9 protein-coding genes are annotated in these 12,506 nt (G+C 46.4%); 5 read left to right on the forward strand and 4 right to left on the reverse strand.

Annotated elements, in window-relative coordinates; genetic code table 11:
* Nucleotides 1-159: 159 nt before the first annotated feature.
* Nucleotides 160-1,404: an NADH:ubiquinone reductase (Na(+)-transporting) subunit B gene (locus R7P67_RS18505; RefSeq protein ID WP_213867535.1), complete on the reverse strand. Its 1,245-nt coding sequence runs from the start codon at nucleotides 1,402-1,404 to the stop codon at nucleotides 160-162.
* 159 nt (nucleotides 1,405-1,563) lie between these two features.
* On the opposite strand from R7P67_RS18505, the gene R7P67_RS18510 reads away from it, so the two are divergent.
* The 3 genes from R7P67_RS18510 to R7P67_RS18520 all read left to right on the forward strand — a co-directional run bounded on the left by R7P67_RS18510 (nucleotide 1,564) and on the right by R7P67_RS18520 (nucleotide 4,540).
* Nucleotides 1,564-2,952 (forward strand): cytochrome ubiquinol oxidase subunit I, encoded by a 1,389-nt coding sequence (locus R7P67_RS18510; RefSeq protein ID WP_258451747.1) that lies wholly within the window; start codon nucleotides 1,564-1,566, stop codon nucleotides 2,950-2,952.
* A 10-nt stretch (nucleotides 2,953-2,962) separates the two neighbouring features.
* Nucleotides 2,963-3,961, forward strand: coding sequence for a cytochrome d ubiquinol oxidase subunit II (cydB, locus tag R7P67_RS18515; RefSeq protein WP_054574502.1), 999 nt, complete (start codon nucleotides 2,963-2,965; stop codon nucleotides 3,959-3,961).
* 174 nt (nucleotides 3,962-4,135) lie between these two features.
* Nucleotides 4,136-4,540 (forward strand): hypothetical protein, encoded by a 405-nt coding sequence (locus R7P67_RS18520; RefSeq protein ID WP_064369498.1) that lies wholly within the window; start codon nucleotides 4,136-4,138, stop codon nucleotides 4,538-4,540.
* A 47-nt stretch (nucleotides 4,541-4,587) separates the two neighbouring features.
* Here the strand turns inward: R7P67_RS18520 and lhgO are convergent, their stop codons facing one another.
* The 3 genes from lhgO to R7P67_RS18535 form a co-directional block, all read right to left on the reverse strand.
* Complete coding sequence (gene lhgO, locus R7P67_RS18525; protein WP_213867533.1) at nucleotides 4,588-5,814, reverse strand: L-2-hydroxyglutarate oxidase; 1,227 nt, start codon at nucleotides 5,812-5,814, stop codon at nucleotides 4,588-4,590.
* A gap of 8 nt (nucleotides 5,815-5,822) precedes the next feature.
* A complete protein-coding gene (locus R7P67_RS18530) occupies nucleotides 5,823-7,946 on the reverse strand; it encodes a TRAP transporter permease (protein WP_318086032.1) in 2,124 nt (707 codons plus the stop codon).
* 88 nt (nucleotides 7,947-8,034) lie between these two features.
* Nucleotides 8,035-9,045, reverse strand: coding sequence for a TAXI family TRAP transporter solute-binding subunit (locus R7P67_RS18535; protein ID WP_005374185.1), 1,011 nt, complete (start codon nucleotides 9,043-9,045; stop codon nucleotides 8,035-8,037).
* A gap of 836 nt (nucleotides 9,046-9,881) precedes the next feature.
* Here R7P67_RS18535 and brnQ point away from each other — a divergent pair.
* Together brnQ and R7P67_RS18545 are read left to right on the forward strand one after the other, a co-directional pair.
* On the forward strand, nucleotides 9,882-11,192 hold the full coding sequence (brnQ, locus tag R7P67_RS18540) for a branched-chain amino acid transport system II carrier protein (protein WP_318086033.1): 1,311 nt from the start codon (nucleotides 9,882-9,884) through the stop codon (nucleotides 11,190-11,192).
* 103 nt (nucleotides 11,193-11,295) lie between these two features.
* Nucleotides 11,296-12,504 carry a GGDEF domain-containing protein gene (locus R7P67_RS18545; RefSeq protein ID WP_182015785.1) on the forward strand — a complete coding sequence of 403 codons (1,209 nt, stop codon included), beginning with the start codon at nucleotides 11,296-11,298 and terminating at the stop codon, nucleotides 12,502-12,504.
* Nucleotides 12,505-12,506 lie beyond the last annotated feature (2 nt).

The raw sequence follows: 12,506 nt of genomic DNA on the forward strand, positions 1-12,506 counted from the left end.
GGTTATACCAGAACGACAGCACCAAACGGCTATCGAGAATATCCTTTATTCTCATCGTCTTCGTCCTCCTGATAAAAATAAAAAGTCAGAAACCCTATGTCTCTGACCTTTTCAATATAGTGCAGTTTTCAATCAACTTTCAGTGAGGTCACCCTCATTTTAAGAAGGTCTCGCCCTTTTCATTCTGCGTTTGATATTACTTTCTTTGACTAGGTAATCGAAAAGTGGCGCGAATAAGTTAGCAAATAGAATCGCTAACATGATGCCTTCTGGATAAGCCGGGTTCAGCACTCGGATAAAAATCGTCATCACACCGATTAATAGTCCGTATGCCCATTTCCCGTTATTGGTAAAAGCTGCCGAGACAGGGTCTGTCGCCATGAAGAAGGTACCAAACGCAACCCCACCAATCACGAAGTGCCAGTAGAACGGCATGGAGAACATGGGGTTAGAGTCTGAACCGATCGCATTCAATAGTAATGAAGCTCCGATTAAACCGACCAACACGCCCGCAACAATTCTCCACGATGCAATCTTCATAAAGATGAGAACCAAGCCTGTTAGTGCGATCAACAACGTGGAGACTTCACCCATCGAGCCTGGTAAATTGCCAACAAAAGCATCTCCCCATGAAATTGGCTCTCCCGTCATATTATTTATCAAAGCACTTTGCCCTCCTTCATACCATTGGCTAAGTGGAGTAGCGCCAGAGTAACCATCAGCCGCGACCCACACGGCACCACCGGACATGTTGGCAGGATAGGCAAAGTATAAGAACGCTCGCCCTGCTAAAGCTGGATTTAGGAAGTTTCGTCCAGTACCACCGAAAATCTCCTTCGCCACAACAATACCGAAAGTGATACCTAAAGCCGCTTGCCATAGTGGAATTGTCGGAGGAAGGATCAGCGCAAAGAGTATAGAGCTGACAAAAAAGCCTTCATTTACCTCATGCTTTCGCACAATAGCAAACAGAACTTCCCAGAAACCACCAACGATAAACACCGTCGCATAAACCGGGAGAAAGTAAGTAGCACCAAGCCACATTTTACTTCCCCACCCCGCTTGTGAAACCGCATCTAACGAGCCCCATACCCAACTCAGTTGCCATGAAGAAACAAGCGCTTGCTGAGCTGAGGCTTGTTCCATTCCATACAACAAGGCATCACTCGCTTGCTGTCCTATGTTGTACATACCCCAGAACATGGCAGGGAAGACCGCCAACCACACCATGATCATAATACGTTTTAAATCGATGCTATCTCGAACGTGAGTCATGCCCTGGTTTACCTTACCAGGCGTGTAAAAAATGGTTTCGACAGCTTCGAAAAGTGGGTAGAACTTGTGATACTTCCCACCTGGACCAAACTTAGGTGTCGCTTTCTCAAAGTAATGTTTAAGGCTCATAACGCTCCTCCTTTATCTAAAAGATGGTACGCACATGTGTAAAAAGCGATCGTTTTTTAATCTCTTCGTCTTCCTTCTTCGTACTTCACCTTGTTCGCCACTCTTCTGTCTCCTCTTTAAATCCGGCGAACAGTTTATCCAACGAAAAAGGGACCGCTCATGGACACACTCGCCATTGACCTAGCTAGATTCCAATTTGCCTTTACTGTCTCTTTCCACATTATTTTTCCAGCTTTTACGATTGGTTTGGCAAGTTATCTCGCTGTATTAGAGGGCTTGTACTTAAAAACGGGCAACAAACAGTACATGCAAATCTATAAGTACTGGCTCAAAATCTTTGCCATCAGTTTTGGTATGGGTGTGGTGAGTGGCATCGTGTTGAGCTATCAATTCGGTACTAACTGGAGCGTGTTTGCCGACAAAACAGGCCCAATCCTAGGCCCGCTAATGGGTTATGAAGTTTTTACTGCGTTTTTCCTCGAAGCTGGGTTTTTAGGCGTGATGCTTTTCGGTATGGATAAGGTAGGTAAGAAGCTTCACTTCGCCGCGACTTGTATTGTTGCATTCGGGACGTTTTTGTCTGCGTTTTGGATACTTTCGGTTAATAGTTGGATGCAAACACCAGCGGGCTATAGTATCAACGAAGCCGGACAGTTTATCCCAGAAGACTGGTGGGCGATTGTCTTCAACCCTTCCTTCCCTTACCGGCTCGTTCATATGTTGCTCGCCGCTTACCTTACTACTGCCTTTGTTGTAGCCGGCGTTGCCGCTTATCACTTGCTAAAAGCAAACCATAACCCTCTAGCCAGAATTATGTTCTCGATGGCAATGTGGATGGCTGCCATCGTGACACCAATTCAAATCGTTGCTGGAGACATGCATGGATTAAACACCCTTGAACATCAACCCGCCAAAGTCGCCGCGATGGAAGGGCACTATGACTCTCACCAAGGCGCGCCATTGATCCTCTTCGGTATCCCTAACGATGAAGAAAAACGTATGGAATACGCACTGGAAATCCCCAAACTCGGTAGTTTGATTTTAACTCATGACCTCAACGGTGAAGTGAAGGGATTAGATGCTTTTCCAGAGGAGGAACACCCTCCTGTATCTATCGTTTTCTGGTCTTTCCGAGTCATGGTCGCGCTTGGTTTTGGCATGCTTGTTATTGGTTTGTGGAGCCTTTGGCTAAGAAAACGTCGCAAACTTTTTGATTCGAGGGCACTTCAACGTATTTGTGTGCTGTTTGCCCCAGCGGGGTTCATTGCAGTTTTAGCAGGCTGGATAACTACCGAAGTCGGTCGACAGCCTTACACCGTATACGGCCTTTTAACCACAGCCAATTCGGCATCGCCTATTGATGCCGCCGCGGTGAGCGTCTCCCTGACGGCGTTCATCGTGGTTTACTTTGTGGTTTTTGGAGCTGGCTTCTTCTATCTCCTACGTTTGATGCGCAAGTCTCCAACTCGATATGAAGAAGGTCTAGATAGCCGACTTCCTGATGGCACGAAAACTGATGCCATCACACATTCTAACCATCTAACCTAGGAGCTAACTCATGGATTACGCATTAATTTGGTACGCTTTGATTGGGCTCGCCGTTCTGATTTATGTCGTGTTAGATGGCTTTGATCTCGGTATTGGTATCCTATTCCTCAGCGCTAATGACGATGAAGAGCGCGACATGATGATGAACAGCATCGCTCCTGTTTGGGATGGGAATGAAACTTGGCTAGTTCTTGGCGGTGGTGGGCTTTTTGCCGTGTTCCCCCTCGCCTACGCGGTCATTATGCCAGCACTCTATGCTCCCCTGATTTTAATGCTGCTCGGGTTAATTCTGCGCGGGGTTTCTTTTGAGTATCGCTTCCGAACACAACGCGGAAAGTTTTTATGGGATAGCGCTTTTTTCATTGGTTCACTCACCGCGGCATTGATGCAAGGCATTATGCTCGGAACCCTGCTCCAAGGTATAGAGGTTAGTGAACGAGCATACGCAGGTGGATGGTTTGATTGGCTTTCACCATTTAGCGTATTTTGTGGCCTAGCGCTTGTTTGTGCTTATATTCTGCTCGGTTCATGCTGGTTATTAATCAAGCTTCCAGAAGAGCTGATGGGGCGCTATTACGTGGTCGCGCGACGATGGGGACTAGCGATGGTAGCCTGTATATTCATCGCCAGTTTGTGGCTGCCATTGAGCCAAAATATCGTATTTGAACGTTGGTTCTCATTACCAAACTCGCTACTGTTTTTCATTTTACCAATTATTACAGCGGCACTTATTTGGCAGCTATTCAAAGCCTTACTCGACCACAAAGCCGTCCGAGCCTACGTTCTTGCGATCGGCCTGTTTCTTGTGTCCGCGATGGGTTTCGGTGTCAGTACATTCCCTTACTTGGTCCCATTCGCACTCACTTATCAAGACGTCGCCGCGCCAGATAAGAGTTTGGCATTTTTACTTGCCGGTGCGGTGGTATTACTTCCTCTGATCATAGCCTACACGGCTTATTCGTACTGGGTTTTCCGCGGCAAGATGAAACGTGGAGAAGGATATCACTGATGAAACGAAAACCCATTTTGTGGTTCATTGGCATTTGGCTGGTAAGCGTGGTCGCCTTGTTTATCATCAGTTCGTTGATACGAACTGCGATATTGTAGGCCCAGAGTCTACTGCACCACATCTGAAGCCATTGAGGTCTATACTCAAGCAAGAGTAAAACAACGGAGTGTTTTTATGACCTTAAAGCGGTTTCTGGTAACTTTGATTCTTTTGACGGTTCCACTGTTTTCACCAAATGCATTGGCCGTAGACAAGCAGATGTCATCCGCCATGAAAAGTAAAATGCGGTCTATTTGCTCCGCAACAGACGAGCAGGGCCATTGGCAACTTGCTGAGGCAACTCCTGACGCCAGACGCTCACTCAACATGGTGCTTTATCAAATGAATGCCGATGATAAATTGAAAGCAATTCATGAGGTGAGAACGAAAATGGTCGGCGGCACCCATTATGCGTTTGAGTTCGAGTTGCAAGATGGTCAAGTCTGGAATGCGATTGTATTGCACAGTGCCCGAGGCGATTACATGATAGAAAGACACGCAAAGAAAGGGGAACTCTGCCCTAAAGATGGCGACTCCTAATCCCCAGATTCAAATAAAACAAAGGCGACAGTTGCGTCGCCTTTGTTTTATACCGTTTTCGCTTCTATCTTCTCATTCACTTTATCGCAAATGTACTCTCCAATAGGCATTGCAGATGTCGCTGCAGGAGAGGGGGCGTTGCAAACGTGTAAGCTTCTTGCGCTCTCGGCAAACAAGAAGTCATGAACCAAGGTTCCGTCGGATAACACTGCTTGCGCACGAATACCCGCAGGATATGGTTTGAGATCTTCTACCTTGATGCTTGGGCAATATTTGTTGACCAACTTGAGATAGCCCGGCTTCCACCACGAGTTCTTAAACTCATCCAATCCGGTTTTTAGATGCTTTTGTGTCACCTTCCAAAAGCCGGAGAAACTGAGCATTTGCATGGTATCTTGCAAGCTGAAGTTAACCTTGTCATACCCTTCTCGCTTCCAGCCTTGCACCGCGTTTGGACCAACGGTCACACTGCCATCAATCATGCGAGTCAGGTGGACACCTAAGAATGGCAAATCAGGGTCGGGAATTGGGTAAATAAGATGATTCACCACTTGGTCGTGTTTGCTATCTAAGCGGTAGTATTCACCACGATAAGGGATAATTTGGAAATCGGTTGGAATACCCATCATCTTAGTCATACGATCCGCCATCAAGCCGCTGCAAGTGACCAAGAATTTGGCATTGAGCTGCATGGTTTGCCCGTCTGAAATGCAGGTCAATTGAACTTCTTCGTCTTTCTCTTCGGCAGCCACCACTTTGGTTCTCAGGCTGATTTGACCTCCGAGCTTTTTGAACTCTTCCGCCATCTGCTCAGTGACCAAACGATAATCGACAATACTGGTGGTTTTGACATAAATCGCGCCCAAGCCCGTGATGTTTGGCTCAGCGAGTTTAAGCTGAACTTCATCGAGTAGCTTTACGTCGATGCCGTTGACATGGCAGCGCTCATAGAGGGCATTCATGCGTTCGACTTCTTGCTCATTGGTCGCAACCAGTAACTTGCCACAGTTCTCCACCGGAATATCGTGCTCAGCACAGAACGAAATGGTTCGCTCTACCCCACGCTTACAAAAGTCGGCTTTTAAGCTGCCCGGTGCGTAGTACACCCCAGCATGAATCACGCCGCTATTGTGTCCGGTTTGGTGCTTGGCAAAACCGGACTCTTTCTCAACCAATAAAATGGATTTGTCTGGGTGACGTTGCTGCAGTTGCCATGCCGTCGACACACCAACGATACCGCCACCAACAATGATGTAGTCATAGACTGATTTCATACGACCTCTTATAAAACCGATAGTTGAGATTGTTGCAATTTGAACTTGCGACCACTGTAAATGAACACCGCTACAAATACCGCACAGCTTGCCACACGAACCAACATTGGGATGTCGTGCCAAACCAGCAATGCACCCACCACTACCAACAAGAGACGCGTCAGAATGTTTAGAGGACCTTCCAAGTAGCCTTCAATCGCACCAATCAATGCATAGGTACCGATGATGGCAAAGAAGCCTACAGTAATCACTGACGTCACATCCCAACTGACTAAGCCTGTGTAAGCAATCAACAGCGGTACAAGATACAAACCTTTGGCGATTTTCCACGCCATCAAACCAGTGCGCATTGGGGGTGTTTTCGCGATAGTTGCCGCAGCGAATGCGGTCAAACACACTGGAGGCGTAACGTTACTGTCTTGCGATAACCAGAAAATGATGAGGTGAGCAGCCAGCAATGCCAAGCCTACTGCTTCTATACCCAAACTTTGCTCTAGTAGGGTTTCCATAAAGTCCGCAGGCACTAGCGCCACCATTTCTTTTGCGGTTTCCAACGCCATTGGTGCGTTAAGCAGTTCCAACTTTTCTGGCGCCGCCAACATGAAGATGGCTTTTGCTTGCTCTGGCAATTGACCTGACACCATCAATTCAAGCAATTGGTTTTCCGCAATCAACTTGTAAAGCGCAGGGGCAGACAGTGTGCCCAATACAATATACGCCGCTGTCACGGGTAAACCCATACCCAAAACAAGAGAAGCGAGTGCAATCAGAACGATCATGATGAACAAGTCGCCATTCGCCCAACCGTCGATCATCAGTGAGAAGGTGTTGCCGATACCCGTGGTGCTGATCACATTGATCACCAGACCAATACCCACCAGCAATACGGCTGTTGTCGCCATGTTCTTTGCACCTTGCGAAAGTGCTTCGATGATCGCTTTTGGTCCCATCTTGTGATCTTTCGAGAACCAAGACGCCACCACTACTGAAATGATCGATAGACCAGCAGCGTAAGTTGGTGTAAAGCCTTGAACCAACAGAGTAACCAATACCGCCAGTGGGATAAGGTTGTGCCAACCGCTGATCAGCACTTTTAATAGAGATTCATCACTGGTCGTGATCTTCTGAACGCCGCTGCGTTTGGCTTCGATACGCACAAAGAAGGCCACAGACAAGAAATAGATAAGAGCAGGAATGAAAGACACCGCAATGATATCGACATAAGGAATTTGCGTGTAAGACGCCATGATGAAAGCACCCGCCCCCATCACTGGTGGCATCAACTGACCACCTGTCGACGCTGCAGCCTCAACACCCGCCGCAAAGCGCGAAGGGAAACCTGCTTTTTGCATTAAAGGAATACTGATAACACCGGTGGAAACCGTATTTGCCACACTAGATCCAGATACTGAGCCCATCAAACCGGAGCCAATCACCGCAATAAAACCCGGACCACCGATGATTTTGCCAGCCGCAGCACGTGCCACATTGATGATATAATCACCGACACCAGAGCGAACAAGAAACGCACCAAACAGAATGAACATAAATACAAAAGTCCAACTGATGCGCGAGATAGAACCAAACATGCCCTCAGAAGAATAGAAGCTGCGGTAGAGCAAGGTTTCCATGCTCAAACCCGGGAAATGGAAAATACCTGTCGCCCACTTACCCCAAAGCACAACGTAGCTTAAACACACCACAATCAGCACGGGGATAAACCAGCCCATGGTGCGTCGGATCAGCTCAATCACAATCAGAATTGCCATGATGGCGAAGACCCAATCGCTGGTCACGAACTTAACACCACGTTCATACAGCGCATCTTCGGCATAGGGAATATAGAGTAAACATGCGACCGCGCCCATGGCAATTAACACATCGATACCGAGTGCAATCTTACTCTGCTTGAGAGAGATATGAGCCGGATACCAAAGCGCACAAATCACCGCAAAGCCAGCAAAGTGGGTCGCGGAAATCCATAACTCTGGTAACGTCGATAAGGTATTAAACCAAATGTGCAAAGCAGACAACACCACGCCAAACACTGTGATTGTGGTGGTTACCCACGGAAAATCAGTGCGCGTGGGCAGCTCAAACTTCTGTAATTCCTTTTCTATTGAGTCGCTCATCTCATACTCCAAGCTCTGGCGGCTTTTTCCATCTTAGAAATCGGTAGGGATAAAATGCCCCGAGCCGAAACTCGGGGCCAAGTTAGCGTTATTTCGCCATTAGGTCTGATGGGATTTCGATGCCCATTTCTTTGTAGTAACGCGCCGCGCCTGGATGAAGAGGCACTGGCAAGCCAGCGATCGCTTTCTCAATCGCCATTGCTTTTGTTGCTTTGTGGATACCTTGTAGAAAAGGCAGATTCTCGTAGATCGCTTTGGTTAGTTGGTAAACGTCTTCTTCCGAGATATCTTCACGAACTGCCAAGAAGTTAGGCTGTGCAATGGTGGTGATCGGCTTATCTAGACCCGGGTACGTGTTCGCTGGGATCTCGTACTTCGTCCATAGGTTGTAATTGCCGTTCGCCTCTTTGATTTGTTCGTCAGTAAACGAAAGAATCGAAATGTCTTTACCCAACGCAGCAAAAGCTTGAGTGACCGCACCAACAGGTACACCCGCTGGCGTGTTCATGCCGTCAATGGTGCCGTTTTGAAGTGCGCTCGCACTGCCGCCGTAACCCATGTAAGCAAGATTGAATTTATCAGGGTCGACCTTCAGACCTTTCATGATTTGGCGACCAGAGTTCTCAGTACCTGAGTTCTTCTTACCGATAGAGAACTTCTTGCCATCTAGGTTGTTCAGATCAGTCACTGTGCCCGTTTTTGCTAGGTCAGAGCGAACAATAAAGTGCTCAACGTTTTGCCAAAGCATAGAGACTGAGCGCAGTTGTTCTTGGCGACCGCTCTTCTCATAAGGACCTTCACCAGACCAAGCCCACGCACCGTAAAGACCTTGTAGAATCGCGAACTGTGCTTCGTTTTCATTCAGCAGTTTAACGTTTTCACCAGAGCCCGCAGAGCTGATTGCAGAAAGGGAGAAGTGGTGCTTTGGTGCCAACTTCACTTTGCTTAACGTCGCCAACGCTACGCCCACAGGGTAGTAAGTACCACCTGTCGATGCCGTTGCAAGAATATAGCTACGATCTTCTGCCGCAGCGTTAGCAGCAATACCAAAAGAAGTCACAGCGACAGCCAAAGCTTTTACCAGCTTATTCATTTTCATTATTACTCTCCGTGTAGTCGTTTCACGATTGGGGATTTACATCATGTTAAACCTTTATTAACAACACATTCCCTAGAGCAATTGAAATGCCAACTTTTAACCCTTTGTATTTATTGAACTAAGTACTGAAAGACATCAAAAATGAGCAAAATCATGCTGATTTGATAGCAAAGTAATGAGCAAGATCTTGCTCATTGAAGAGGAGAAGGTTGCACGCCTAGATCGCAAAAGGTTAATAAAATGTGATCAAGACAAAATAAATGCACGATTCACTAATAAGCAATATTTTGCCGATGCAATTTTGGATTGAATTGCAACTAATGAGCGTCTTAACAATAAGAAGAAAAAGCGCATCATTCTAAACTGCTCAATTTATCAGCTGAGGTTTATAGCCTAAACGACTACAAATAGCACAAAAATACAGCAAATAAAGCCATGTTACAGAAATGAAAAGTCATTTATTCCAATTTTGAATTTAAAAAGCAGCTCGATCCACCAGTTCAGAAACAAACATTGACCGTATCAACTTATTTTCTACTTCGGGGTTGTGCCAATGGCCCTATGTTCGTTAGTGTAACAACACACCAAGGCAAACGTATTCCTTGGTATTTTTTCGTCTTTAAGGATCACCCATGTCAGCAACTGCGCAATTACAATTCGCTTTAAAACGCCCATCTGGCGTTGCTGCTGCGATCCTCCTGCTCTCTCTGGAACTGATTCAGAGCTGACAGGCTATATCTAAACTTTCTGTCAGCTTGAGAAGAAGCTGACGGGAACACCACATACTCCTCCCATTCCTTTCAGTTTCTTCCAAGCGAAACATAAGAGGAATAACAATGTTAAGCGCACGCAATATCGCCGCTTTGGGCTTCATGACTTTCGCCATGTACTTAGGCGCGGGTAACCTGATCTTCCCTCCATTTTTGGGTTACCAAGCAGGTGAAAACTTTCTGAGCGGGATGTCTGGCTTCCTCTTGACGGGTGTAGGTCTGCCTGCGATGGCACTGGTGATAGTGGCTATCGTAAACGGTTCAGACAAATTAACCGCCGCCCTACCTAAACCTTTGGCGACCAGTTTTTGGGTGATGGTATTTATTGTGATTGGCCCTGCGTTCGTAATCCCACGTGCGATTACCGTGGCTTACCAATTCAGCTTTGCGCCAATGTTTGGTGATGCAGCTTTGGTTCCTTTCACTATTGCCTTCTGTGCTATCACCATTTTGTTTGCGCTATATCCGGGCAAACTGGTCGACAACCTAGGCAAGATCTTAACGCCTGCCTTGATGGCGATCTTAATCATCATGTCTGTGACGGCTTTGGTTTCTCCTGCAGGAGAGCTAACTGCCGCAACGGGACCATACGTATCTGGCGCATTTGCTGAAGGCTTGACCCAAGGCTACATGACCATGGATGCGCTAGGTTCTATCGGTTTTGGTTGGATTATCTTCCGCGCGATTCGCAGCATGGGTGTGGATTGTCCGAAAGCCACCGCAAAATACACGCTAATCGCAGCTTTGATGTACGCGGTTGCCATGGCGTTTGTTTACATCTCATTGGCTTACATTGGCTCAACAAGCTCATACTTGGGTTCTGAGTTCAGCAATGGTGGCGACATTTTAACGGCATTCACCTTCAGCCACTTCGGCGCATTTGGTTCACTATTACTAGGTGCCGTGATGGTATTAGCGTGTTTGACTACTGCTATCGGCGTAACCACCGCAGGCAGTGAGTTTTACGACAACACCTTCAGCAAAGTGAACTACAAAGGCTGCGTTATCACGACCATGGTATTGGCAGGTTTAATCGCCAACGTAGGTCTGGAGCAACTATTGGCTATCACATTACCAGCGGTTGTGGCGCTTCACCCAGTAGCGATTGCGTTGATGATCATGGCACCGGTGCGCAACAAGATGTCGCAAATCATGGTCGTCGCGACGGCGTTCACTGCTCTAACGTTTGGTTGTGTTGATGCGCTGCACATCCTAGGTTACATGCCAAGTTCCACTGATGAGTGGATGGGTAATTACATGCCTCTGTACAATGACTTTGCTAGCTGGATTGTGCCTAGCGTATTTATGATGATTGTTGGTCTGCTGTTTACGACGAAAACCAACCAAACCGAACAATTCGAGCTGGTGAATGAATAGCCGTTTAACATAAGACATCGCTCAATAAGTGCGTTACTATGTAGCTCGCTTATTGATATCAGGCAAAGGAGTTGCCTGAATGAAAGATTGATATGGGTCGCCTATGGATAATCAGTATCTAGACATCAGAACACTGAACTTTATCGTTATTCTGTTCTCTTGCATTTACTCTATTAGTCTGCTTTGTTATCAATACACTCAGGGTAGAGTCAAAGGCTTAAAAACCTTCTCGATATCACTACTGTTTATTGGTTTAGGCCCTTTTTTACTTGGCTTTAGAGGCTCTGCGCCAGACTGGCTGACCATCGTCATAGCCAACACTCTCATATTAGTCGGCTTCTTGCTTACGCTATATAGCGTAAGCATTTTTCGTCAATATCCTTTAAAATTGGCTCACTGTCTTACCTTGTTAACACCTGTTTTCAGTGGTTCATTTTACTATTTCACCTTCCATGACCCTTCTATCAAAAGCCGCATTATTTATCTGAGCATGTATATTTGTATCGTCACCTTCTTTAGTGGTGTCGCCATGCTTAAAGGTACCCAAAAGGACTTAAAGCTCCCTGTTAAAGCAATGGCTTACTCTTTCTTTGGATTTAGTTTTTTTATGGGATTTAGGGCGCTTTGGAGTACTTTTTCAGGTGAGTTACCAAGTTTTATGGTCGCAGGCCTTATCCATCAGCTGACTTTCTTATTTAGCATCTGCCTGATCGTTGCTTTGAGCTTTAGTATGCTGTGGTTAATTAACGGACGCTTGGTGCAATCCATAAATGCTCTCTCTCATTTAGATGCACTCACAGGGCTATATAATCGTCGAGCCATGGAAGAAATCGTTCCAAACTTGGTTAGTAAAGCACATAAAAAAAGCCAAGCAATCAGCATTATTATGACTGATGTCGACAAGTTCAAAGCGATTAATGATCACTATGGTCACACGGTTGGCGACTCCGTCATGGCAACGATCTCCACTATTTTTAAAAAGCATCTTCCTGAGTCAGCCTGCATTGTGCGATTTGGTGGTGACGAGTTCATGATTGTTTTGCTCGAAAAAGCACAACAAGCCAAAATTGTCGCAGAGCAAATTCGCCTTGCGGTCGAAACTGAAACCGCTTTGCAATCATTTAAAACTGAAGTAACCATGAGCTTTGGTATCAGTCAGTTATCTGAGGGGCAATCACTTCAAGAGGCGCTTGCTGAAGCAGACGAAGCGCTATATAGCTCTAAACATACTGGAAGGAACCTCGTTACCTTGTTTGGAGAAGGTAAAGACCTAAATTATAAGTTTGTCCCAGCTCCTGCCAAAAGCGCATAACA

This window comes from Vibrio sp. Vb0937 (assembly GCF_033338855.1).

Bases quoted from the DNA above. Each gene is read 5' to 3' on its own strand.
- R7P67_RS18505 (WP_213867535.1), bottom strand. From the start codon at position 1,404: ATGAGCCTTAAACATTACTTTGAGAAAGCGACACCTAAGTTTGGTCCA.
- R7P67_RS18510 (WP_258451747.1), top strand. From the start codon at position 1,564: ATGGACACACTCGCCATTGACCTAGCTAGATTCCAATTTGCCTTTACT.
- cydB (WP_054574502.1), top strand. From the start codon at position 2,963: ATGGATTACGCATTAATTTGGTACGCTTTGATTGGGCTCGCCGTTCTG.
- R7P67_RS18520 (WP_064369498.1), top strand. From the start codon at position 4,136: ATGACCTTAAAGCGGTTTCTGGTAACTTTGATTCTTTTGACGGTTCCA.
- lhgO (WP_213867533.1), bottom strand. From the start codon at position 5,814: ATGAAATCAGTCTATGACTACATCATTGTTGGTGGCGGTATCGTTGGT.
- R7P67_RS18530 (WP_318086032.1), bottom strand. From the start codon at position 7,946: ATGAGCGACTCAATAGAAAAGGAATTACAGAAGTTTGAGCTGCCCACG.
- R7P67_RS18535 (WP_005374185.1), bottom strand. From the start codon at position 9,045: ATGAAAATGAATAAGCTGGTAAAAGCTTTGGCTGTCGCTGTGACTTCT.
- brnQ (WP_318086033.1), top strand. From the start codon at position 9,882: ATGTTAAGCGCACGCAATATCGCCGCTTTGGGCTTCATGACTTTCGCC.
- R7P67_RS18545 (WP_182015785.1), top strand. From the start codon at position 11,296: ATGGATAATCAGTATCTAGACATCAGAACACTGAACTTTATCGTTATT.